Origin of the sequence: Fibrobacter sp. (assembly GCF_017545445.1) — a bacterium.
GTDB lineage: Bacteria > Fibrobacterota > Fibrobacteria > Fibrobacterales > Fibrobacteraceae > Fibrobacter.
The window spans coordinates 1-22,864 of record NZ_JAFWOM010000100.1 but is presented as its reverse complement, the minus strand read 5'-3'; the positions used below and the strand labels follow the sequence as shown (position 1 = coordinate 22,864).

The 22,864-nt window shown below is 45.5% G+C and carries 20 protein-coding genes; 11 read left to right on the top strand and 9 right to left on the bottom strand.

Going from position 1 to position 22,864, the window contains the following annotated elements; genetic code table 11:
• On the bottom strand, positions 1–129 hold a 129-nt coding region (locus tag IKG78_RS11440), incomplete at its 3' end, for an isocitrate/isopropylmalate family dehydrogenase (RefSeq protein ID WP_290943512.1).
• 216 nt (positions 130–345) lie between these two features.
• Here IKG78_RS11440 and IKG78_RS11435 point away from each other — a divergent pair.
• The 3 genes from IKG78_RS11435 (at position 346) to IKG78_RS11425 (ending at position 4,065) form a co-directional block, all read left to right on the top strand.
• Positions 346–1,644 carry a hypothetical protein gene (locus IKG78_RS11435; RefSeq protein WP_290943510.1) on the top strand — a complete coding sequence of 433 codons (1,299 nt, stop codon included), beginning with the start codon at positions 346–348 and terminating at the stop codon, positions 1,642–1,644.
• A 195-nt stretch (positions 1,645–1,839) separates the two neighbouring features.
• Entirely contained in the window at positions 1,840–2,832 is a 993-nt protein-coding gene (locus tag IKG78_RS11430) for a hypothetical protein (protein ID WP_290943508.1), read from the top strand.
• Positions 2,833–2,988: 156 nt separating this feature from the next.
• Complete coding sequence (locus tag IKG78_RS11425; RefSeq protein ID WP_290943506.1) at positions 2,989–4,065, top strand: TIGR04133 family radical SAM/SPASM protein; 1,077 nt, start codon at positions 2,989–2,991, stop codon at positions 4,063–4,065.
• Positions 4,066–4,337: 272 nt separating this feature from the next.
• On the opposite strand, the gene IKG78_RS11420 is transcribed toward IKG78_RS11425, so the two are convergent.
• Positions 4,338–5,933 (bottom strand): ATP-binding cassette domain-containing protein, encoded by a 1,596-nt coding sequence (locus IKG78_RS11420; protein ID WP_290943504.1) that lies wholly within the window; start codon positions 5,931–5,933, stop codon positions 4,338–4,340.
• A gap of 155 nt (positions 5,934–6,088) precedes the next feature.
• On the opposite strand from IKG78_RS11420, the gene IKG78_RS11415 reads away from it, so the two are divergent.
• The 6 genes from IKG78_RS11415 (at position 6,089) to IKG78_RS11390 (ending at position 13,571) form a co-directional block, all read left to right on the top strand.
• Positions 6,089–7,060 (top strand): CAP domain-containing protein, encoded by a 972-nt coding sequence (locus tag IKG78_RS11415; protein WP_290943501.1) that lies wholly within the window; start codon positions 6,089–6,091, stop codon positions 7,058–7,060.
• A gap of 76 nt (positions 7,061–7,136) precedes the next feature.
• The gene (locus IKG78_RS11410) at positions 7,137–7,853 is read left to right on the top strand and encodes a hypothetical protein (RefSeq protein WP_290943499.1); all 717 of its coding nucleotides are present in this window, start codon (positions 7,137–7,139) and stop codon (positions 7,851–7,853) included.
• 9 nt (positions 7,854–7,862) lie between these two features.
• Positions 7,863–9,581, top strand: a complete 1,719-nt coding sequence (locus IKG78_RS11405) for a PCMD domain-containing protein (RefSeq protein ID WP_290943497.1) — start codon at positions 7,863–7,865, stop codon at positions 9,579–9,581.
• A 63-nt stretch (positions 9,582–9,644) separates the two neighbouring features.
• Positions 9,645–11,138 (top strand): ABC transporter substrate-binding protein/permease, encoded by a 1,494-nt coding sequence (locus IKG78_RS11400; protein WP_290943495.1) that lies wholly within the window; start codon positions 9,645–9,647, stop codon positions 11,136–11,138.
• The gene (locus IKG78_RS11395; RefSeq protein WP_290943493.1) at positions 11,128–11,874 is read left to right on the top strand and encodes an amino acid ABC transporter ATP-binding protein; all 747 of its coding nucleotides are present in this window, start codon (positions 11,128–11,130) and stop codon (positions 11,872–11,874) included. The genes IKG78_RS11400 and IKG78_RS11395 overlap by 11 nt, the downstream gene beginning before the upstream one ends.
• Before the next feature lie 326 nt (positions 11,875–12,200).
• On the top strand, positions 12,201–13,571 hold the full coding sequence (locus IKG78_RS11390; protein ID WP_290943490.1) for a chloride channel protein: 1,371 nt from the start codon (positions 12,201–12,203) through the stop codon (positions 13,569–13,571).
• Positions 13,572–14,150: 579 nt separating this feature from the next.
• On the opposite strand, the gene IKG78_RS11385 is transcribed toward IKG78_RS11390, so the two are convergent.
• Positions 14,151–15,224: a peptidoglycan DD-metalloendopeptidase family protein gene (locus tag IKG78_RS11385; RefSeq protein WP_290943488.1), complete on the bottom strand. Its 1,074-nt coding sequence runs from the start codon at positions 15,222–15,224 to the stop codon at positions 14,151–14,153.
• Between the two features lie 921 nt (positions 15,225–16,145).
• Between IKG78_RS11385 and IKG78_RS11380 the strand changes: the two genes are divergently transcribed.
• Together IKG78_RS11380 and IKG78_RS11375 are read left to right on the top strand one after the other, a co-directional pair.
• Entirely contained in the window at positions 16,146–16,595 is a 450-nt protein-coding gene (locus tag IKG78_RS11380; protein ID WP_290943486.1) for a hypothetical protein, read from the top strand.
• Positions 16,589–17,836: a hypothetical protein gene (locus tag IKG78_RS11375; RefSeq protein WP_290943484.1), complete on the top strand. Its 1,248-nt coding sequence runs from the start codon at positions 16,589–16,591 to the stop codon at positions 17,834–17,836. Before IKG78_RS11380 ends, IKG78_RS11375 begins: the two co-directional genes overlap by 7 nt.
• A gap of 10 nt (positions 17,837–17,846) precedes the next feature.
• On the opposite strand, the gene IKG78_RS11370 is transcribed toward IKG78_RS11375, so the two are convergent.
• From IKG78_RS11370 to IKG78_RS11345, 6 genes are all read right to left on the bottom strand, one after another.
• Complete coding sequence (locus IKG78_RS11370; RefSeq protein WP_290943482.1) at positions 17,847–18,545, bottom strand: hypothetical protein; 699 nt, start codon at positions 18,543–18,545, stop codon at positions 17,847–17,849.
• 17 nt (positions 18,546–18,562) lie between these two features.
• The gene (locus tag IKG78_RS11365) at positions 18,563–19,213 is read right to left on the bottom strand and encodes a hypothetical protein (RefSeq protein ID WP_290943480.1); all 651 of its coding nucleotides are present in this window, start codon (positions 19,211–19,213) and stop codon (positions 18,563–18,565) included.
• Between the two features lie 16 nt (positions 19,214–19,229).
• A complete protein-coding gene (locus IKG78_RS11360; protein ID WP_290943478.1) occupies positions 19,230–20,051 on the bottom strand; it encodes a hypothetical protein in 822 nt (273 codons plus the stop codon).
• A 32-nt stretch (positions 20,052–20,083) separates the two neighbouring features.
• Positions 20,084–20,362 (bottom strand): hypothetical protein, encoded by a 279-nt coding sequence (locus IKG78_RS11355; protein ID WP_290943476.1) that lies wholly within the window; start codon positions 20,360–20,362, stop codon positions 20,084–20,086.
• Positions 20,363–20,477: 115 nt separating this feature from the next.
• Positions 20,478–21,107: a hypothetical protein gene (locus IKG78_RS11350; protein WP_290943474.1), complete on the bottom strand. Its 630-nt coding sequence runs from the start codon at positions 21,105–21,107 to the stop codon at positions 20,478–20,480.
• A 523-nt stretch (positions 21,108–21,630) separates the two neighbouring features.
• Positions 21,631–22,864, bottom strand: a 1,234-nt coding sequence (locus IKG78_RS11345; protein ID WP_290943472.1) for an MBOAT family O-acyltransferase, incomplete at its 5' end; no start/stop codon positions are given.

Here is a 22,864-nt window from a genome sequence, read left to right as displayed (position 1 = left end):
TGCCCATTCGGCGTTCACGTCGAAACCGAACTTCTTGGAAACCACGTCCAGCACGCGGACAGCTTCTTTCATGACTTCGGGGCCGATACCGTCGCCCGGAAGCACTGCAATCTTGTAATTCTTGCTCATTGTTAATCCTTGTTTTTTTTGTAATTTGAACGGTGTAAATGTAGCTTTTTTAGACGAAAGACGATAAATGCGTAAGGCGAATATCGCGGCAAAAAACTTGTTTTTTGACATGATTGAGCCTAGCATTTAGCACGAAGTGCAAAGACGAAAGAGTAAGACTTGAGAACGTTAAAATTGTAAATTAGTGGCGAGTAAACAGTGGTTGGTGGCTAGGAAATGCACTGCAATGGCGTGAAGCCGGTTGTTTCTGCGCATTTCCTCAAGGAAAAAATGTTTAGATCTTTTTTTAGAATTTTGATTTTTTGTTTCGTGATGGCTCTGGTTGGCTGTGGCCAGAAAGGCGAGGCTATGGACCAAAAGACGGCGACTGAGGAATTATCAGTCGAAAAATTGTCAGCAGCAAAATTTTCTGTTGCAATGGATGCAAAAAATGCGACCCCTGCAAAGCCAGTTTCCTTGACAACCTACAGCGTGATGGATTCTGCGCACCTTAGCGAGTTCTTTGAATTGAATGATGAAAATGAAAAGTATGCAGCCCGTATCAGAAAAGTTTTGCAAGATGTAAAAAAGATTCCCGTTAAATTCAATTACGCAGAAAATAAATTAGATACGATAGACAAGGAAATTTTTTATAAATTTTGCTTTTCTGATGTTGATGGATTCGTAGTGAAACATCCTTGTGCCTTAGATTCCACTTTGCTTGTAAGCGTTGTGAAAAAACTGAATTTCAGCGATTCTGCGAAAGCACTCAAAATTGAAATTGACTTTATTTCATATTCAATATCTTCTGAATATGCGAACTACTCGGAAATGTACTTGAACGAGGACGGCTCTATTGAAACAAGCTGCTTGTCAAAAGACGGGAAAAAATGTGACGACCTCTACGCGCATGTTTCCGTTTACAAGAAGATCTTTCCTGAAAATGTTTTGGCGGAACGTTCTACGAATTGGCCAAGAGAACAATTCAATATTCGCATTGACGAATCGAGCTTTATCGAAAATTTCAAAATAGATGATTTTCTTTCTTCAATTTACGAAGAACGCCTTGAACGCAGATATCATATGCCACAACACAAACATCAAATGAATCAAAAGGACTCCTTGATTCCATTTGAAATGTGCTATGAAAACGGCTTTGCGACACCTTGTAATTTGACCAAAAAGTATTATTTTCGAATACAGAAAGCTATAGAAAAAGAAGGGGATACTTTAGTTGCCGTCACTTACCAGAGATGCTTTATGCTGAACGATTTTGCTTTGGATGGAATGTCCTGCAAACATTATTGCAATTCTAAGGACGGGAAACATTGCAGTGAACTTTCCGCCTTGGTTCGCAGAAACGACAATGCAACGCCTAATTATGGTTGGCTTGTTTTGTACCGCTTTGATTTAAAGGACTTTTCATACACTGTTGAAGAATTGAGTCACGGTGATCCGATGTGGATTGAATATGACGAATTGTATAAAAAAGACGGCACGTATATTGGCCGCGAAAAGACTCGAAAAACGAAGTAATCTCACCACTCTCGTATATCTTACTGCTCCAGTCTCGCCGTTCATGGCCTATATAATACATTCCCCCCAAAAACTTGCTTTTTTTCATAGAAAAATAGAGAATTCGCGTTTGATGGGTGCTGTTATAGAATTGCAGATGGAAATGTGATTATTTATATTAGTAATGTATGGGCTTTATTTTTGGAGGTTGTCAACATGTACAAACACTGGAAAAAAATTTTGCTTGCGATGACGGCGTTCTTTTGGAACGCTTGCGACAATAACAGTACGCCGACCGCTCCGCAAATTACGCCAAATTCAAGTTCGGGAACTAATGTTGAACCCGCCTCTAGTTCTGTGGCCGAAACGACTTCTAGTGCTGTTGAGGAATCCCGTTCTAGTTCAACTGTTAATGCGACGAGTTCCGCGACGCCCCCTCCCGTTTCTTCCGCAGTTGGAGAAACAAGTTCCAGTTCCGTAACGGCTAAGTCCAGTTCCGCGACTGCTCCGGCTTCGAGTTCTGTCAAAGAAAAGGTAAGCTCCAGCAGTTTGGATCAAAATGCAGATCTTTACGGTTGTCCGCCAGATGTTTGCGGTGCCGAACTTAGTAGTAGTGCTGGCATGATCGCCCCCAAGTACGGTGTTCAAATGAGTTCGAGCAGCAGGGGCATGATTGCACCTAAGTACGGCGTTCCGATAGTCTCCAGCTCTAGTCAGGGCTTTGAGGATGTCCCCTTGTATGGAGTCTCTTCAAACGTTTGTGTAAAAGCAGAAAACGATTCAACATTGAGTTGTAATGGCGGGGTGACTTGCACGGAATCTGTAACGGAAAATACGCAATTCCCGAGCTGTTCCGGTGACCAAATCTGTGCAAAATACGGTGTTGTCATCATCAAGGATAAAACATATAAATGTTCCGATGGCAAGGTCTATAACGAAGCTGAATTCAAGGCTCGTTATGACATATTGACTGTTGTCGAAAATGTCAAGAAAAAAGTCCCTTGCTACAAGAATGGGAGTAGCATGGATTGTGACGATGGAGAGTCCTTTGAAATTTCAAAAGATGATAGCGGGAATGTAATCTACCGTAGTAAAACTGTAGATTTGAGTGAAAAAGATTTTTTGAAAAAATATGAAGTTCTGGAAATGGCTCCTGCTCTTTACGGCCCTCCGTGCATGTTCAACGGAACGTGTGATGAGGAAAAGTAGGTAGTGAGCAGTAAACAGTGGTTAGTAAGCAGTGGTTAGTAAACAGTATGCAGTAAACAGTGGTTAGGCTGTAAACAGGGATAAATAAAGAACGTTCTTATTGCTTTCCTAACCACTAACCACCAACCACTAACCACTATAATCTCTCGTCTAAATATGCAGCTTGGTTTAAAGAAAAAACTTGCCCTTGAGGCGTACCGCCTTTATCGTCATAGCGAAATCAAAACGCACAAGTTAACGTACCTCTTTTGGGAATGTACGTTGCGCTGTAATTTGCATTGCTTGCATTGCGGTAGTGATTGCGTTGTCGATGCGATTCCCGACATGCCGCGTGAAGACTTTATGCGCGTCTTGGACAGCCTCGCTCCGCATATCGACCCTAAGGATTTTGCCGTGGTGATTACCGGCGGCGAGCCTTTGATGCGGCCTGATCTTGAAGAATGCGCTAAGGAAATCAAGGCACGCGGATACCCGTGGGGGATGGTGACAAACGCTCTTGCGTTGACGCCGGAGCGTTATACGAAACTTTTGAATGCGGGGCTCAAATCACTTACGATTAGCCTTGACGGACTTGAAGACAACCACAATCATTTCCGTGGAAATCCTCACAGTTTTGAACGTGCGGTGCGAGCCATCAACATGGCGTCGCATACCGATGGCATCTTGTTCGACGTGATGACTTGCGTGAATCGCAAGAACCTCAAAGAATTGCCGCAACTCTTTAATTTGCTTGTGAATCTCGGTGTCAAGCGGTGGCGTGTTTCGAACGTGTTCCCGAAGGGCCGTGCCAAAGACAATCCGCTATTCCAACTCACGAACGAAGAATTCCGTCAGGTGTTTGAATTTATCCGTGAAGCCAAAAAGCAAAACATCATCAACGTGAATTACGATTGCGAGGGGTTTCTCGGCAGTTACGAAAAAGTTGTTCGCGACCAGCCGTTCTTTTGTTGGGCGGGCGTGAATATTTCATCGGTGCTTTGCGACGGGAGCATTTCTGCATGCCCCAGCTTACGTGGGGATTACATCCAAGGGAACATTTACAAAGACGATTTGTGGGATGTGTGGCAGAACCGATACCAAGTCATGCGAGACCGCAATTGGGCTAAGACTGGGGAATGCAAGGATTGCAAGTTCTGGCGTTACTGCGAAGGCTCCAGCCTACATCTCCGTGATGAAAAAACTAAAGAACTTGCATATTGTCATGTAGCGAGACTAGAAGCTGCTGGGGTGTGATGACAAATGCGTAAGGCGAGCGTCGCAGCCATGCTAGCATGGATATGACCGAGCCTAGCATTTGGTACTTGAGCAAAGCGAAAGTACAGAAAACTAAAGAACTTGCATATTGTCATGTAAAACGCCTTGAAGCCGCCGGTGCATAAAAAACGCCCAGCTTAGCGCTGGGTGTGAAATTCTTGATGAACGGTTATAGTGAACGCAATAAGGTTAGCTGCGATTATCAAGAAGCTTAATTCCTAATACCTATAACCTATTACCTAACACCTATACTACTTCTTCTTCGTCTTCTTGGTTTCAAGCCATTCGTCGAAGGTAATGCTGCGGTCAACAACACCGTTCGGCGTGAGTTCCAAGACGCGGTTCGCGACAGTTTGGACAAATTCATGGTCCTGAGAGCAGAAGATGACCGGACCCTGGAAAGCCTTGAGACCGTTGTTCAAAGCGGTGATGGCTTCCAAGTCGAGGTGGGCCGTCGGTTCGTCGAGGAGCAAGCAGTTTGCGTTCGAGAGCATCATCTTCGAAAGCATGCAGCGCACTTTTTCACCACCGGAGAGCACGTTCGCCGATTTCAAAGCTTCTTCGCCGGTAAAGAGCATACGACCGAGGAATCCGCGGATGAACGTTTCGTCCTGTTCCTTGCTGTACTGGCGCAGCCAATCCACGAGGGAGAGGTCCGTCTTGAAGTAAGTGTCGTTGTTCTTCGGGAAGTAGTTGTAGCTGATGGTGTTGCCCCACTTGAGCACGCCATCCGGAGCCTTGATTTCTTCGGCAATGAGCTGGAAGAAGGCTGTCTTGAGCGTGTCGAATTCGCCGACGAGAGCGACCTTGTCCTGGTTGCCGAGCGAGAAGTTCAGGCCCTTGCAGACGATGCCGTCGCCGCCATCAACGGTGGCGTTCTTGACTTCGAGCACGATCTTGCCCGGTTCGCGGTCCATCTTGAAGTTGACCCATGGGAACTTACGGCTGGAGGCCGGCATTTCTTCGACGGTCATCTTGTCCAAAAGCTTCTTACGGCTGGTGGCCTGCTTAGCCTTAGCGGCGTTCGAAGCGAAGCGGCGGATGAACGCCTTCAATTCTTCAATCTTTTCTTCGGCACGGCGGTTCTGGTCTTTACGCTGCTTCTGGGCGAGCTGGCTTGCTGCGTACCAGAATTCGTAGTTACCACCGTAAATATTGATTTTGCCGTAGTCGATATCGCAGGTGTGCGTGCAGACGGCGTTCAAAAAGTGACGGTCATGGCTCACCACGATCACGATGTTTTCGAAGCGTTCGAGGTAGTCTTCGAGCCAGCCGACGGTTTCCAAATCAAGGTGGTTCGTCGGTTCGTCCAAGAGCAAAATGTCCGGGTTGCCGAACAAGGCCTGGGCGAGGAGCACGCGGATTTTCTGGCCGCCGTCGAGTTCGGACATCAAGTTGTAGTGGAATTCTTCGGGAATGCCAAGGCCCTTGAGGAGCACGGCTGCATTGGAGTCGGCTTCGTAACCGCCGATTTCGCCAAAGCGTGTTTCGATTTCCATGGCTTGCATGCCCTGTTCTTCGGTCATTTCAGGGAGCGCGTAAAGTTCGTCGCGCTTCTTGCCAAGTTCGTAAAGTTCCGGGAAACCCATCATCACGGTTTCGAGAACTGTGTTGTTTTCGTAGGCGAAGTGGTCCTGCTTCAAAACGGCGATACGTTCGCCCGGGTCCTTCGTGACTTCACCCGTGTTCGGTTCGAGTTCGCCCGAAAGAATTTTGAGGAAGGTGGATTTGCCGGCACCGTTTGCGCCGATAACACCGTAGCAATTGCCGCGCTTGAAGGAGAGATTCACTTCTTTGAAGAGGACGCGGCTACCATATTGGAGACTGACATTGGATACATTAAGCATGGCGCCAAAGATAGTAAAAAATGGGGGTGGATTGTAGGGTAGATTAGAGTCAAGCGTGACGAAAACCGCAAAAATAATGTAATTTGAAAATGGATGTAATAGGATTGTCATGCCCGGCTTGACCGGGTATCTCCTGAAAAAAGTAAGGTCTTATTATGAATTTTAATTTATTTAAAACTTCTGCTTTTGTAAAATGCGCTTCCATTGCTGCGCTTGTTCTTGCCTTTGCAGGGTGCTCCGACGGCTCTGACGTTACAATCGTTGATGTTGATGGTATTAGTGATGAAGGTTCTGTTGATCCTCGTATTCATAGAAAATCAAGTTCTTCATTCTTTGTACCGTCTACACCCACTTCATCCGCGAAGGTTTCTTCATCGTCTACAAGAAGGCGCGTAAGTTCCTCTTCTGTGAAGCCGACAAGTTCTGCGGCCCGTCCCGCGTCGTCCGCGAGCGTGCTTTCGTCGTCAGCGAAAACTCCCGTGAGTTCGTCCGTAGTCGCATCATCCTCTGCGAAAGCAGTTAGCTCTTCTGCAAAGGTTCCCGCAAGTTCCGCGGCCGTTCAATCCTCGTCCGCGGTGGCCCCGAAGTCATCCGCCGTAACACCTGCAAGCTCCGTGACGGTCCAGTCTTCTTCCGCAGCAGCTCCGAAATCCTCTGCAACAGCCCCTGCATCATCCGCTGCACAAAGCGGGTTCTTCAGCGAAAATTGGCGTCAAGCTTGCCTCGATAAAATCAACGAATACCGTGCAACTGAAAATTTGCCACCGCTCTCATTAGCCCCCGAAGAAAAGCAGACTTGTACCGACAAGCAAGCCGGCGACGATCTTGCTGAAAACAAGGCTCACGGCCATTTCCAAGCTTGCGGCGAATGGGCGCAGAACTCCGGCCCGAACTTCAATACCTCTTGGCGCAAAACCGCAATCGAAGTCTCTGACGCTTACCTTAAAATGATGTGGGAAGACGAAAAGGCGTTAGTCACAAGTGGCGAACGCGACCCGAAAAAAGACGAAGATTACCCCTACATTGGCCATTATCTCAACATGAAAGGCAATTACAAAACCGTCTCCTGCGGCATTGCCCTCACCGAAGACGGCAAGAAAGGTTGGTTCAATGTGAACTTCTTTTAGGTAGCTAATCGTTTTTTAATCTTTTTTTATCTTTGGGCCTATGAAAATTAGGCCTATTTTTTTTATTGCTGTGTTGATGCTCGCATCGCACATTTTTGCGGATGCTCCTGCTAAAAAAGGCGGGCTCCTTGGCAGCCTTTTTGCAGTTGAACAAGATGAGGCAATCCATCAGGGAAATGTTCTCACGGGTGCAACGCTTTTTTTGCTTCAAGTAAATTCCGATGATGATGCGTTGAACATTATCTTTGGCGATATTTACAAGGCCGAGGGTTACACGTTCACTGCGGAGGCTTTTGGCGGATATTTTGTTCGTGATGCAATGGCTGTGGGGTTGCGTGCTGGTTATAGTCGCACTTATGTCGATGTCGATTATTCAATTCTCGAAGATCTAGCCGATATTAAGGAACACCGCAAGTACGTGAGCAATGGTTTTTTTGTCCAGCCGTTCCTTAAAAATTATTTGAAAGTTTTTGATTCAAGAACGATTTACTTCTTTAACGAGACTTCTCTTACGGCTGAATATTCTTACGGAATTTCGCAGTCGGATGATGGCGAGGATATCTCGAAAACACGAAATCACGGATGGACTTTTAAGTTTGGTATCAATCCGGGCCTTTGCATTATGGTGCTAGACCGCTTGGCGTTCGAAACTTCGGTGGGCTTGTTGGGCTTGAACTCGTCTTGGTTGGTCGTGGAAGAAAATGGCGAGACTCGCAGTGAAGTTTCTTACAACATTGTGAATTTTAAGATAAACTTATTGGCTCTTGATTTTTCGTTGGTGTATTTCTTTTAAAGGGTAAGTATGTTGTTTAAAATTAAGAATATATGGTTTACAGTTTCGGTGCTGTTGACTGTTGCTCTTTTGAATGGATGTACGGCGGATTACGATACGTTTGGTACTTCGGATTACTGCGACTTTAATGAATTGACGCTTGCGGAACAGGATGCATCACCTATGGTAAATGCTGCAGGACACCGCATGGAATTTGATTTGGTGGCTCCGTCTAAGTCGAAAAAAACTTGGGATTCGGTGACGGTGGAAAATATTGACATGAGCCATTTTGCGTCGCTTCACTTGGTGACTGAAAAAATTTCTGATTTCCCGACAGATTCGTTGGAACTCGATTCTCTTGCACAAAAGGTTTCTTATACTAAAGAGGCTATTAAGGAAGGCGAAAAATTTGGTGTGCCTTCTAGCCATGTCGTTTATGTTGTTTTAATTTCTGAAAGCGGAATGAAATCTGTTTGGCAGTTGCAATTTAATATCCCGAACGTCGAACCAGAAAGTAGCTCTTCTGTGAAAAATGGTGCTTCCAGCAGCTCTATAAAAAAGGCGGAATCAAGTAGTTCTGCAAAAGCGGCAACGTCTAGCAATTCAGAAAAAAAATCCATATCTAGCAGCTCCCAAAAAAGTGAACAAGGCGGTTCTTCGTCCGCAGATGATTCTCCGAAATCCAGTGCGTTTGTGGAATCTAGCAATTCCGGTGAATCTAGCGATTCTCGCGAAGAAACAGCTCCGAAAATCCTTTCGCTTTCTATAGCCGGGAAGTCGGCTGTCATTGACGAAGAACGTAAAGCGGTTCATGTCGATGATCTCGATTTCCGCACAAACCTCACGTCGTTGGAACTTTCCGAAATCACGCTTTCGGAAGGAGCGACTGCAAATGTTTCTGAGGGAAAGTCCTATGATTTTGGCGCGGGAGTCCAAGTGACGGTGACAAATGCAAGCGGCAAAACCGAGACGTATTCTGTTAAGGCTGGCTACCAGCTCCCGGGAGAGAACTTCAACTCTTGGAAAGGTGACGATGTAACTCCCGATTCCATTTGGGGTAACGCGAATACAATCTTGACGACGACCGAAAAGACCTCGTCTGGTTCGATGGTTGGCGCTAAAATCCAGACGGGTTCAGCCCTTACAAAAGTGGCAAGCGGAAGCCTCTACACCGCCGATTTCAACCCGAATGGAGTCGGCACGCTTTCGATGGCGAGTTCTGCGACATGGCCTGACGGCAATGAACTCTTGGATTTCGGCAAGCCTTTTGCCGCACGCCCAGAATTTATGGAAGTCAAGTTCAGTTACGACGGCAAGGGCGACAGCTGCGACATTTACATCTTGCTCGAAAACCGCACCGGCGATAAAAATGTAAACCGCAAATCGGACGATGTGAACAAACTTGTTGCATCCGCTTGGTTCCGCTCCACGAAGGCGGACAATTCCGGTCGCGAAAATCCAGATGTCGTAAGCGTATCGGAACCCGACGAAAATAAGATGCGCACGCTCCGTCTCAAGCTCAAGTACGGCGAACCGCTTGCAGGCTCTCCGATTGAAAATTCTTCGACGTTCAATACGAATCTCAGTTCCTCGAACAAGTCTGCTATCAATAATGGCTTGGTGCAAGGGACGGGCGACGAGCCTGTGACGCATATCCGAGTGGTTTTTGCTTCGAGTGCCGATGGCAACCATTACAAAGGAGCTAAAGGGGCGACCCTTATTGTTGACGAAATGAGGTTGATTTATTAAATAAAACTCACAAGGGTTCCCAAACTTTCGGCTTTTAACTAACTTTAAAATTAAGGTTAAAAAATGATACGAAAGTTCTTACTCCCTATTCTCATTGCGTTTTATTCGCTTGCCTTGACCTCTTGCGATAACAAGCAGGCGGTCATCCCCAATAAGGTTCATTCCATTAGCGATCTCGGTCACAAAAAAGTGGGCGTGCAGATTGGCAACACCGCCGATATCTATGCTTCCGAATATGGTGGCGATACGGCGAAAATTGATGTTGAGCGCTACACGAAACTTGCCGATGCTGTGCAGGCCTTGATGCAGGGGAAGATTGACGCGGTCATGAGCGATGACCAACCGGCCAAGGCGTTTGTGCGCCAAAATCCGTCACTTCGCATTCTCGAAGAAGTCTTTGTCGAAGAGATGTATGCGGGCGTTGTCGCGAAGGGAAACGTTGCTTTGCTTGATTCTGTGAATCAGGCGATTGCGCAAATGAAGTTCGACGGTGTTTACGATTCGATTTTCAACAATTACATCAACCACACTAGCGACTATCATTACCAGAAGAAGGTGACGGAAGGCCCGAAACTTGTGCTTTCGACAAATGCTCAGTTCCCTCCGTACGAATTTTACAAGGACAATAAGATTGTAGGCCTCGATATTGAAATCGTCAATTACATTGCCGACTATTTGCACCGCATCGTCGAAGTGCAAGATATTGAATTTGATGCGATTATCAATGCGGTTGCATCGGGCAAGGCTGATGTCGGTTTCGCGGGTTTCACCGTTACCGAAGAACGCAAAAAGTCCATCAACTTTACCACTCCTTACACGCTTTCTAAAGTTGTCGTGATTGTCCGTGGCGACAAGGCTATTGAAAGTGATGAAAGCTTTGCCGATCACTTCTACAAGAACTTTGTGAAGGAATCACGTTGGAAGTTCATTGTCGAAGGTCTCCGCAACACGCTTGTGATTTCGTTCTTTGCGGCTCTCCTCGGTATTATGATTGGCTTTGTGATTGCGCAGATTCGCACGAGCAATGAATTCAACGGACGTTTCAATGTGCTGAACTGGTTTGCGAAAGCTTACCTCGCCGTGATTCGCGGCACGCCGATGATGATCCAGCTCCTCATCATTTACTACATCGTTTTCTCGTCGGTGAATGTCAACAAGATTCTTGTGGCGATTGTTGCATTCGGTATCAACTCGGGCGCATACGTTTCCGAAATTATCCGCAGCGGCATCAAGGGCGTTGATCCGGGACAGATCGAAGCGGGTCGCAGCCTTGGCCTCAAGTTCCGTACGATTCTTTACAGCATTGTCTATCCGCAGGCTTTCAAGAATTCTCTCCCAGCTCTTACGAACGAATTTATATCGCTCATCAAGGAAACATCCATTTGCGGTTACATCGGCCTGACCGATTTGACGCGCGGTGGCGACATCATCCGCAGTATGACTTACGAAGCCATGCTCCCGCTCCTTGCTGTTGCTGCAATCTACTTTATACTTGTCGCCGGGCTCTCGGCTTGTGTTGCAAAACTTGAAAAGAGGTTGAAGAAAAATGAACGCTAATGCTGAAACTTTAATCCAGGTCAAGGACCTTTGCAAATCTTACGGTGACAAGCAAATCCTCAAGGGAATCTCGCTCGACATCCATCGCGGCGATGTGATTGCCATTATCGGCCCTTCGGGTTGCGGCAAGTCAACGTTTTTGCGCCAGCTGAACTTGCTTGAGTATCCGACGAGTGGCGACATTCTTTTGGACGGCAAGAGCATTTTGGCCAAGAATGTTTCAAAGCCTGAAATTCGCGAACGCGTTGGTATGGTATTCCAGCAGTTCAACCTGTTCAAGAACATGACGGCTCTCAAGAACATCATGTTTGCGCCGGTGAAGCTCGGACGCCTTTCCAAAGCCGATGCCGAAGCTCGCGCAAAAGATCTATTGAGGCGTGTGGGACTTTTGGAACGCGCGGACCATTATCCGGCACAGCTTTCTGGCGGTCAGCAACAGCGTGTGGCGATTGCCCGTGCGATGGCGATGCAGCCCGAAGCAATTCTCTTTGACGAACCGACGAGCTCCTTGGATCCCGAAATGGTGGGCGAGGTGCTCAAGATTATGAAGGATTTGGCGAAGTCCGGTATGACGATGATTGTCGTGACGCACGAAATGAGCTTTGCGCGCGAAGTCGCTAACCGCGTACTGTTCTTTGCGGATGGCATCGTCAAAGAAGATGGCTCGCCCGAAGAAATCTTCGACAACCCGAAGGATGATCGCCTCAAGGAATTTCTATCGGCACTCAAGAAATGATTGAAACCGCACTGTTTCTTTGAAACCGCGCGGAATTTTGGAGACTGCACGATATCAGGTACAGCTGCGCCTGTGATGGAATGCCGCGGACTCTTGTGTTGCTTGCACTGAGTTCAATTGAAGTGAGGCATGTCGAAGCATTATCTGCCATCTCGCGATTGTCACCCTGGAGCCTCGTCATTCTGGAGCGAAGCGATAGAACCAGGCGATAGGGTCCATGCATTACTATTTCTCTTGCGCCTTAGATTAAAGCCTTCGGCATCCTTGGCTTCGGCTCAGATATCGAAGTCTTGCTTTAAAAACTTGAAATTTCTATCTTGCGGCCCGTGAAACGGATTCATAGGACGATTGCGAGAATTCTCGTAGTGAACGGTTACTTGCCGAAGCTTGGGCTTGCGGCGGTGATTGGTGCTGTGACGGGGCTTGTCGCCGTGGCCTTCCATTTGGGGCTAGACTCAGCGGTGGCGTGGGTTCGCAAGCCGTGGACGCTTGGACTTCTTCCGTGGTGGGCTTTTGCAGCGGTTCCTGCGATTGGCGGACTTGTGGTCGGGCTTTTCATCCACAAGGTCGCTCGTGCGCCAGAAACGGCAGGGCAGGGCACCGACAAGATGATTTATTCGTTCCATCATCAGGGCGGCAACGTGCGTGCCCGTGTGGCTCCGGTAAAGTTCCTTGCAAGCATCGTGACGCTTTCGACGGGTGGCTCCGCGGGTTACGAGGGGCCGATATCGCAGATGGGTTCCGGAATCGCTTCGACGATTTGCAAATTTTTCAAGATGCCGCGGATGATGCGCGGACAGTTCTTGCTGGCGGGTACTGCGGCAGGGTTGGGCGCGATTTTCAAGGCTCCGCTCGCGGGGGCGCTTACGTCGGTCGAAATGCTCTACCGCGAGGATTTCGAGTCGAATGCTTTTGCGACATCGATTGTTTCATCTGTGGTTGCTTTTACCGTCTATATTGCGTTTGTGGGCACGGCGCCGATTATCGGCGGTGTGGCGGCGTTCCCGTTTACGAATGGCGTGGAGCTGTTTGCATGCGCGCTGCTTGGCGTTCTTTGCTTCCCGTTTTCGTACATGTATGTGAGATGCTATTATGCGTCGGAAAGCCGATTCCGCAAGTGGGCGATTCCTGTTTGGCTCAAGCCTGCGATTGGCGGGGCTTCCATTTCGCTGTTGGTGCTTGCATACCCTGAAGTCTCGGGCGGCGGATTTGAATATATCAATAGCTTGATGTCGGGGCTTGTGCCGCATTCTGCATGGGGCGTGCTGCTTTTGCTTGGAATTGTGCTTGCGAAGATTGTGGCTACCGCATTGACGGTCGGTTCTGGCGGTTCTGGCGGCGTTTTTGGCCCCTCGCTGTTTATTGGCGGTGTTGTCGGAGCAATGTTTGCCGGAATTTGCGAACTGCTACTGCCGGGGGTTATCCGCATGCCAGAAATGTTTATCCTCGTCGGGATGGCTTCGTTTTTTGCGGGGGCGACGAAAGCTCCGATTGCAGGAGTCGTGATGGTCTGCGAAATGACGGGGAGTTACAGCTTGCTACCGGGGCTTTTGATTGCTGCCGTCATGCACATGGCTTTCTCGCGTAATTGGACGATTTACAAGAGCCAAGTGCTCAACAAGTTTGCATCCCCGGCTCACCGCCGCGACATGGACCGCGAAATCATCCAAGCATATAATAAGATCAGCGGAAAGTAGAAAATAGTTGGTGGTTAGTTTGTTGCAATACATACTAAATTTGGATTTTTGATGTTTTAGTATGTAAAAAATGGTTGAAAAAGCTCTTGTAGAACCCTTAAAACCGCTTATTACTGCTTTTTTTAGCAAAAAAACACCCAAAGTATCACTTTTTTTAGCAAAAATTACATACTAAATTCGCTAAAATGGCATTTTGATATGTAATGTATAAAGTAGTTGATTGCCGATTACATATTAAAATGCGAAAAAACGTTTTTTAGTATGTAATATAGATGTGAAAATCTATTGCTGATGCCGCTTTTGGGGGAATTCTGTTACCCAACAGACTAAAAACACCGATTTGGTAGCAGAAAAACACCAAAATCGCCATTAGTGTCCTGCAAAAGCGCTTTTTCGGCCCGCACTTTGGCTTCCCGCGGTGTACTCCCGTTTGCGCTTTGGCTTTACAATTCCCGCGGCGTTCTCGCGCTCATGGCGTTGCACTCTTAGCACTTTGGCTTTTCCGCGGCGTTTTTCACTCGCACGCACACATCCGCAGTTTCAGCCCATACAAAAACAGCCCCCGGAATCCAGGGGCTGTTAAATGGAGTATAGAAATTCAAACAACGAGCAGCGGAGAATTTGGCCTGGGCGGATCTTTTCCGACTTAAGGTTGTTCAGGCGCTTGATCTGCTCAATGGACGTGCCGTACTTGTGGGCAATCTTTCCAAGGCAGTCGCCGCGGCGGACCTTGTAGAACCTGCTTTTGCCGATTTCCTTCTGGTAGGCGGATTCGATTTCCTGAAGTTTGTCGGTGTCGAGCGTGATGGATATGTCCCTGAACGTACCTTCGGCAAAGTCATAAACAGTTTCAGGGTTGATATAGACACCGTTGTAGCGCATTTCGAAATGCAAGTGAGCTCCGAACGAGCGGCCAGAATTACCGCCGATGCCAAGCGTATCGCCTGCTTGCAGTTCGTCGCCGACTTTGACCTTCCAGCGTTCGAGGTGAGCGTAAAGCGTCGTGAGTCCGTTGCCGTGGTCGAGAATCACATAGCGACCGTAACCCTTGCGGCGGCCCTGATTGCGGACCTTGACGACCTTGCCTGCGAATGCGGCGACGATAGCGCGGTTTTCGCCATGGCAGAGGCCGAGATCGACACCGCGGTGCATGCGGTGCTTGCGCGGACCGTAATGACCGGCAATGCGGCGGCTTTCCGTCGGAATGATGGATGTCGTCATGTCAAGCACAAAAAGCTTTTCAGGGGCACCCGTCGAAGCGGAATCAGTCGTTGCCTTGATATCGGCGTCCGCTTCGGCATATTCGCGTGCAGCTTCTTCTGTATCGAGACTATCGCTGTTGAAAACTTCGTGGCCTAAGTCTTTTGCCTCTTCGTCGGCCTTCTGCTTGGCTTTTGCCTTGGCGCTGAGCTTCGACTTGCGAGACTTGCCCTTTTTGTTGGTGAAGTTGCTTTCGTTGATAAAGAACTTCCCAACGGAGGGAGATTCGGCTTCGGGAGCGAATTCTGCGTTTTGGATTCCGTCGAGGGGTTCGATTAAATCCGTGTTTCGAGATTCAATGAGTCGAGGAACAATTTTTCCGGCCAATGCGTCATCTTTTGCGAAAAGCGTAATTGGCAAGATTCCTGCAATGAGTATAGTTTTAATCTTCATAAAAAACAAGTATTATATATATGGGTTCAATTATACTCATTTTCTTCAATTTTGTCACTAGTTATAAACATATTTAAAACTGACATTCTCACAAATTGTGAAATTTCGCCAATTTCGGGGATTTTTTTGCGTTTTTTGTGTGTAAAAAAATGTTCAAAATAAGGCGGAAGAAGCATAAAGTCCCTACTTCTGTTCGCTGTGTTACGTATGTGAATTGTAATAAAAAAGTGAGTTTCGATAAAGCCAAAACCTTGCCTTTGCTCCGCATATTTTCGTAAAATACGGAGTATCAAAGACTTAGTGTAAGCGACAAAAAAATTATCGTAAAAAACGACCTCGGCACACTGTGGCCGGGGTGACAAATTGTAAACGAAAAAATTTAATGTCATTTACTATGATTACTTTAATCGTAACTTTCGCATTTAGCGACTTTCTCGTTGATTTGTTCTAATTCTTTTTGATTCACATAACGTTCCAAACTGTCATTTTTTTTGAAGAGCCTTGAGGTAATCGTCGTCGATGCGGACTGATTCTATTATTTCACAAGATTCGTCAATCTTTTGTTTTCGATTTCTTCTTTTTTTTGTTTGTGTTGCCGTCATTTCTTGAATATAGACTGTGTCTGTTTTGAACTTTATGGGGATATAAACGATATCACGGATAATTTGCTCCACATAAACAGTATCGCGTGGTGCTTTAGCGTATATTGCGGAAAAACAAAATAATAGAATAAGCGTCCAGTTTTTCATCACATTGATATATAGCAAAAAGATTAAATACACTGTTCTCCTATAGTGTGTTTTTCTGACGAAATGTTTTTTTGGACGATTTTATGTAATTAACGGTAAATTAGGGGAATGCCGGGGTATAATCTGTGACCTAAAACAAATCCGTTTGCGTTTTTTTATATATTGACAATAAATGAGATTTGGCGTTTTTATTACTCTGCTTTTGGCGATGCTTTTTTGTACATCGTGCTATAACGATCCTTCGCAGGATTTGTTTATAGAAGTAAATATGCCGCCAAAACCAGATTCGTTAGACCAACGCTCTCCAGTGATTGTTCTTTCTGCTTCGGATTTTCCGGTTTATCCACAGCCTTATACTTATTTGGGAACGATTCGGATGAACCAAAAGTGGCGTCGTTGTGAAGTTGAACCGCTTGCTTTTTTGCAAGGAAAGGCTCGCAGGGTCGGGGCCAATGTGGTTTATATTAAACATTCGAAAGACCTTTACGATGCAAAACAAAATGTTCCGTTGTGCAATAATTTACTTGCTGATTTCTTGAATGTTGATGAATCGTTAGTTCGCCAATATTATGGAAAACCAGATGCCTTTGATGAAATTGAATCGGGGGTGTCCAAATGGTAAAATACATTACGTTTTTTTTGTTGATGCTTTCTTTTTTCTCGCTGGCAACTGCGGAAACGAACGATGCTGAATTTTTGTCATTGAAAGAAAAAGATTTTGAAATAGATCTTATTTCTCGTAGTCGTGTTGAACTCATGAGATCTTTCCATAAACATGATTCCGCAGAAGTCCTATTGAATATTGCCCGGTTGGATAGCATGAATTATGGTAATGTTAATTCCATTTCTAAAATAGAAAAAGAGATTGTTCTTTTGGAAATGGAAATGTGGCAGGACCTTCTTCAATATGAACGAGCTTATTATAAAAATCTATATAAATCTATTTCGTTGAAAAAACAGGGTAAAATAGAAGGGGATGAACTTTCAATTTTTGTAGATAAAGTTATTTCAAAGTTGCGAGGTGCTTTGTACAATCGGTATTCTGAGAAAATCGTGAATTCGGAATTACTAGATTCTGATAAAGATGAACTTGAAATTTTACTTCTCTTGCATGATGCATTCAACGACTTCGAGGTAAAGGGAATTTTGGCAAAACGTTCTCGGACATTTGCTGCAAGATACCCTTCACATCCTGATGCGGAATGGATTGAAAAATGCATCGGTTTTCCCAACTCGCATATTTACGTTGAAGAAATGTATATGCAAGATAAAGCTAATCGCAAAGAAAAAATTATTGAAGATAAACTTTATACCGGGGGCATTGGAATAAATGTATTTATGTTCTCCAACGGCTTTAGCTCTGGATTGGACAACTTGTATGATAAAGAATTAATCGAGTCAAAATACGATGTTCTAGATGTAAACTTGGAATTGTATTTGCAGTGGCGAAAATTCTCGTTAAATGCTGAGATTATGGGCAACTCCATGAAAAATATATTTATTTATAGTTTAGGATTTGGCATAGCCCTTTATGATAGTCGTTACCTTAAGATTCGCCCTTATTTTGCAATAGGATTCCCTGATATAATTTATGAAGCCAAACAAACATTGAATGATGAGAGGGGCAATACAATCATGTTGGAGGGATCGGAACATGAATCGTATGGACGTTCGTTGACTTTTGCTTTTAATTTTGATTTTAAATTTTTAACAGCTAGATTCTTTAATTCGGAAAGTGCTTTGATCAGCATGTCCGTTGTGGGTAAAATTGGTTTTTCTTCTATTAGCTTTGATAGTGAGTTTATTAACGGTTCTGGTACAAATGTATTTTTTAATATTGGGCTTGGAATGTATTTATGGTAAAAAAGATCCGCTAATCACTAATTTCCTCGCATTCGGCGGCTTTTTGGTTGATTTCTTCTAGTTTTTTTTGATATATATAACGCTCAAGACTGTCGTTTTTTTGAAGTGCCTTGAGATAAGCTTCGTCAATGCGGACTGATTCTACCGTTTCACAAGATTCATCAAATTTTCTTTCTCGCTTTGAATAGCTGCACGAAGAAACTCCGTAAAGCGGATAAAACCCATTGCCGATTGCGTTTTCGTAGCATCTCTTTTTCCAATCCGAAAATGGAACGTTTTGTTCGCTGTTGATAAGCGAATTGAATTTTGTTTTAGCGATCATGATTACGTTATTTTCGTAATTAATAGAACCATTAAAGTTTTCAATGGTCTCACAATGAACTTTTTCTGAAACGCATTTACCCCGAAGTCCGGTGGTGTCTAGTGGAGTCAATTTGGCCATTTCTTGTTCAATGTCGATAAATGGTTCCGCTTTTTTTGTGGGTTCCGCAGAAGAACTGGAAAATGCGTCGTTTGACGATAAATTTTCATTGAAGTAGCTGCTCGAAGATGTATTCTCGTTAGTGAGACAGCTAGATGATGAATTTTGATCGGCGATGTTGTGCGGGTTTACAGGAAAATCGCTGTTTGCATTGTCGCAGCTAATCCAGAAAAATGACGCACTAGAGAGAAATAACTTGCCTAAAATTTGACGAACTTTCGTGAGCATGATTAAATCTTCAAAGGCTACTCTAGAGCGTCGCATTCGGCGGCTTTTTTGTTGATAGACTCTAAATCGCTTCGGAACGAATCGCGGCTACGTTGTTCATTTTCATGTGCGGCGTTGATGTACTGGTCGTCAATAAGAACACCTTTTGTAACAGGGGTGCATGCTGTCAGATTGTGGTCTTTTAGATAACGTTGATAACCTTCTTGCTTGGATTTAATAAAATCGTTATCGTAAGCGTCTTCAAGCGGTAAAACGACATCTTGAAACTCTTCTATTAAGGAAAAATCATAACAATAGGGGACTCCATACAACGGCATTTCCGTTAGTGATAAACTTTCAGCTAATCTTTCATAACATTTACGTTCTGCGTCAGAAAGATTTTTTGAATTGAGACGTTCGTTAACTTTATCTCTTGCAGGTGCTTTTGCGTCATATCCATTGCTGAGAGGGGTGTGATAATCATGAATGACATCACAGTAGTCCTTTACTGAAGTGCATTGTCCTCTTAAGCCGGTGGTATCCGGCGGAGTCAGTTTGGCCATTTCTTGCTCGATGTCGATTAAAGGCCCCAGTTCTTCCGCTGACGAAGCAGAATCACAACTCGCCCAAAAGAAAGATGCTCCTGAAAGGAATATTTTCCCTAAAATTTGATGAATTTTCGTGAACATGAGTTTTTCCCATTCGTTATTTGAGCGAATCGCAACGAACCGCTTTATTGATTGTTTCTTTAAAAACGTCCATGTATTCTTCGTAAATAAGCTCATTTCTGGCTTCAAGTGCTTTGATGTATGTTTCATCAATTTTTACGGAATCTTTGCCTTCGTTTTCGTGTTCGCAAGAATACCATGCTGGAATTCCATAGTCAGGAAGGCCTTCCCACGAACTGTATTTTAAATCCAGAATGCATTTTTGTTTTTCTTCTGAAAATGTGGCTGCTTGAGGACTTGCAAGAAGAGAATCCAGTTCGTCATCAATCATCTCTTTTGCGGTGTTTCTGGATGAAGTGGGGAATGCGCTGTCATAGAAATTATATCGGACCCCCTGCAATTTTATTCTGCAATAGTCCGAAGCGGAAACTTTTTTGCCCATTAAACCAGCAGTATCGGAGAGGGCATGGTTTTTCTCTATAATTTGATTGATATCAAGAAAAGATACTTTGGGTAAATCTTTTGAAGTAAGTTTGCTCGATGAACTTACGGGGGTGTTTGATGAACTTGATTGTGCGTTGTTGGATGAACTGAAGGCTGTTGTGCTTGACGACTTTTCCTTGGCACTTGAAAATTGCACCGTGCTTGATGAAAGCGGCTCATTTGACGATGAACTTTCGCTGACGAGGCTGCTCGATGATGCATTCTCATTGACGAGGCTGCTAGATGATGAATTTTGATCGGCAATGTTAGACGGGATTACAGGAATCTCGTTGTTTGTATTGTCGCACCCCGCCCACAGAAATGCCGTGCACAAGAGAAAAACTTTCCCCAAGAATTTACGCAACTTTATATTCATAAAAATAAATATAAGCTAAAAAAATCAAAAAGTCAAGTAAAGAAACGCTTCTGCAAAGAATGCCGCGTAAGGAGATCCCGGAACAAGTCCGGGATGACAACGTAAGCCCCAAACCCCAAATCGAAACGGCTCAAACCTTCACTGGATCCTTCGCATTGCTCAGGATGACGACGTGCTGTGCTCCCTCCAGGAGGACTGCTCAGATAGTACAGTCCTATGTGTAAAAGTAAAAAGAAACGCATCTGCAAAGAACTCTGCGTAAGGAGATCCCGGAACAAGTCCGGGATGACAACGTAAGCCCCAAACCCCAAATCGAAACGGCACAAACCTTCACTGGTTCCTTCGGGGCAACCCCCTCAGGATGACGACGTTCGACACTCCCTCTAGGATAACATTCTCTTCCTACTTCCTACTTCCTACTGCCTACTAATCACTAATCTTCTCGCATTCGGCGGCTTTTTCGTTGGCATCCTGGTAAACTCCTATGTAGGCATTGTTATAAAGGCTATCGTAACTAGCGAGTGCTTGTATGTAATCGTTGTCTATGCGCACGGAGTCTTCGGATGTTCCACAGGGTTCTGAATTAACTTGTTGAGAATTGGTTGCGTAGCAATTATACCAAGCGGGAACGCCGTAATCGGAAACGGGTAAGGGGTCAAGATAATTGTAACTCATGTTTGCATAGCATTCTTTTTTTTTGTCTGAAAAAGAAGCGCTTTGGGGAGTGGCTAAAAGAGAGTCGATTTTGTTTTTTACGTCCCTTCTTGCAGAACCTCTTGGCCTTATATATTCTTGACCGTCGTTAAAATAATAGGGGTCGCCTTTAAGCATCGTTTCGCAATAGTTTCTTGCTGAAGTGCACTGCCCCAATAATTCCATTTTTTCTGTATCATTTTTCTTTAATTTGGCTAACTCCTGCTCTATGTCGAAGAACGAGGTCGGCCCATTGGTGGTGTCGTTTGGTGCGCTTGTTGTATCGTTGTCGCAACCAGCCCACAGAAATGCGGTACTAGAAAGAAGCACTTTAGCTAAAAACTTATTGATTTTGATTAACATGGGTTCTCCCGATTTTTGACAAAGTCTTGTTATTGCCAACGATCAATAACCACTGGTTAATCATTAAAATAAATTAGTGGAATGTAAAGAAATGTAACTTTTGGGTTCGAAAAAAAGTTTCTTGAATGTTATTCCGAATTTATTTAGCTAAATGTATTATATAGAACAATCTTATTGATGAGACGAAGAAACCACGCAGCCACTTCCTACCGCCTACTAATCACTAATCACCGTCATGTTGAGGGGCGAAGCCAGGAAACATCCAGTCTCGTTCCGCCTACGCATTACTAGAATTCACTGGATCCTTCGCGTTGCTCAGGATGACGACGTGCGACGCTCCCTCCAGGATGACGGAAAAGCCGCGCAGCCACAGCTTACTAACCACAAATCAAAGGCGTGCTTAGCACGCCTCTTTCGTCTGTAGGACCGTAGGTCCGTTCTTTGTACAAGTACCAAATGCTAGGCTCAGAAATAGACTTGCAAGCAAGTCTGCTTCATTCGCCTTACGCATTTGTCGTCTAAATCAGAACTGGAAGTAAATGAACGGACAGCTATCCGCGCTCATGAACTGGTAAATCACGAAGATGATGAACGCTGTTGCCGCCACCATGGCTGGGAGCGGGAGCGATGCAAACGTGATGCGGTAGCGGGATTTCACGCGCTTTGGAATCCAGTGGATAAGCATGCCCGCGATGAACACGAGAATGATGTTGATGTGTTCCCAAGCGATGGGGAAGATGGAATCCCAACGCCAGGCCGTTCCCATTTGGTGCACCATGTTCTTAGCCGTGTTCCATGCGACTTCGTTTGCTTCTGCCGGGTCGAGGTTCGAACCAGCGCGGAAGAAGAGACGCGTGAACGTGATGAACACAAACGTGAGCGTCACATTCCAGGCGGTCGTGAGCCACGGCAATGCTTTAGTGCAGAACAGATGATAAATAATCGTAGAGTAAATGCCCACGAAAAGCACGCCGAACCACACAGCGGTAATTGCGCATATTGGAATTGTGTAATGCTTGTAGAGAATCGAACTCAATGCAAAGAATCCAAAAGCGATGGATGCACGGACGGTCGCGCTGCGCTTGACCCAGAGCTTGTTGAACACTTGGCCAAAGCCGTTCAAGCCGCCCCAGATAATGAAGTTCCAGCTAGCGCCATGCCACCAGCCTCCCACGATTTGCGTTGCCATGGCGTTCATGTTCGTGGTTATCGTCTTGCGAGAATCCGGTTTGAAGTAGGCCACAATGCCAATGTAGAGGAAGAACACGCCAAGTGCGATGCCGACCCACATGCTGCCAGAAAGGAGGATGGCTACAAGGCTCAAGAAACCCATCCAGAAGAACGTGCCGACGGTTGCGTTTCTGTTACCGCCAAGAGGGATGTACAAGTAATCGCGCCACCAGCTAGAAAGCGAAATGTGCCAACGGCGCCAGAATTCGGTCGGGCTCTTTGCCTTGTACGGGCTGTTGAAGTTCTGCGGCAGACGGAAGCCCATCAAAAGTGCAACGCCAATAGCAATGTCCGTGTAACCCGAGAAGTCGGCGTAAACCTGTAGCGAATAAGCGAAAAGGGCAATCAGGTTTTCAAGGCCGGTAAAGAGGAGCGGCGTATCGAAAACGCGGTCCACAAAGTTCGTGGCGAGGTAGTCGCTCAAGATGATCTTCTTGGCTAGACCATTCAAAATCCAGAATACTGCCATGCCAAAAGCGCGGCGGGGGAGGAAAAACGGCTTGTAGAGTTGCGGTACAAACTTGTCT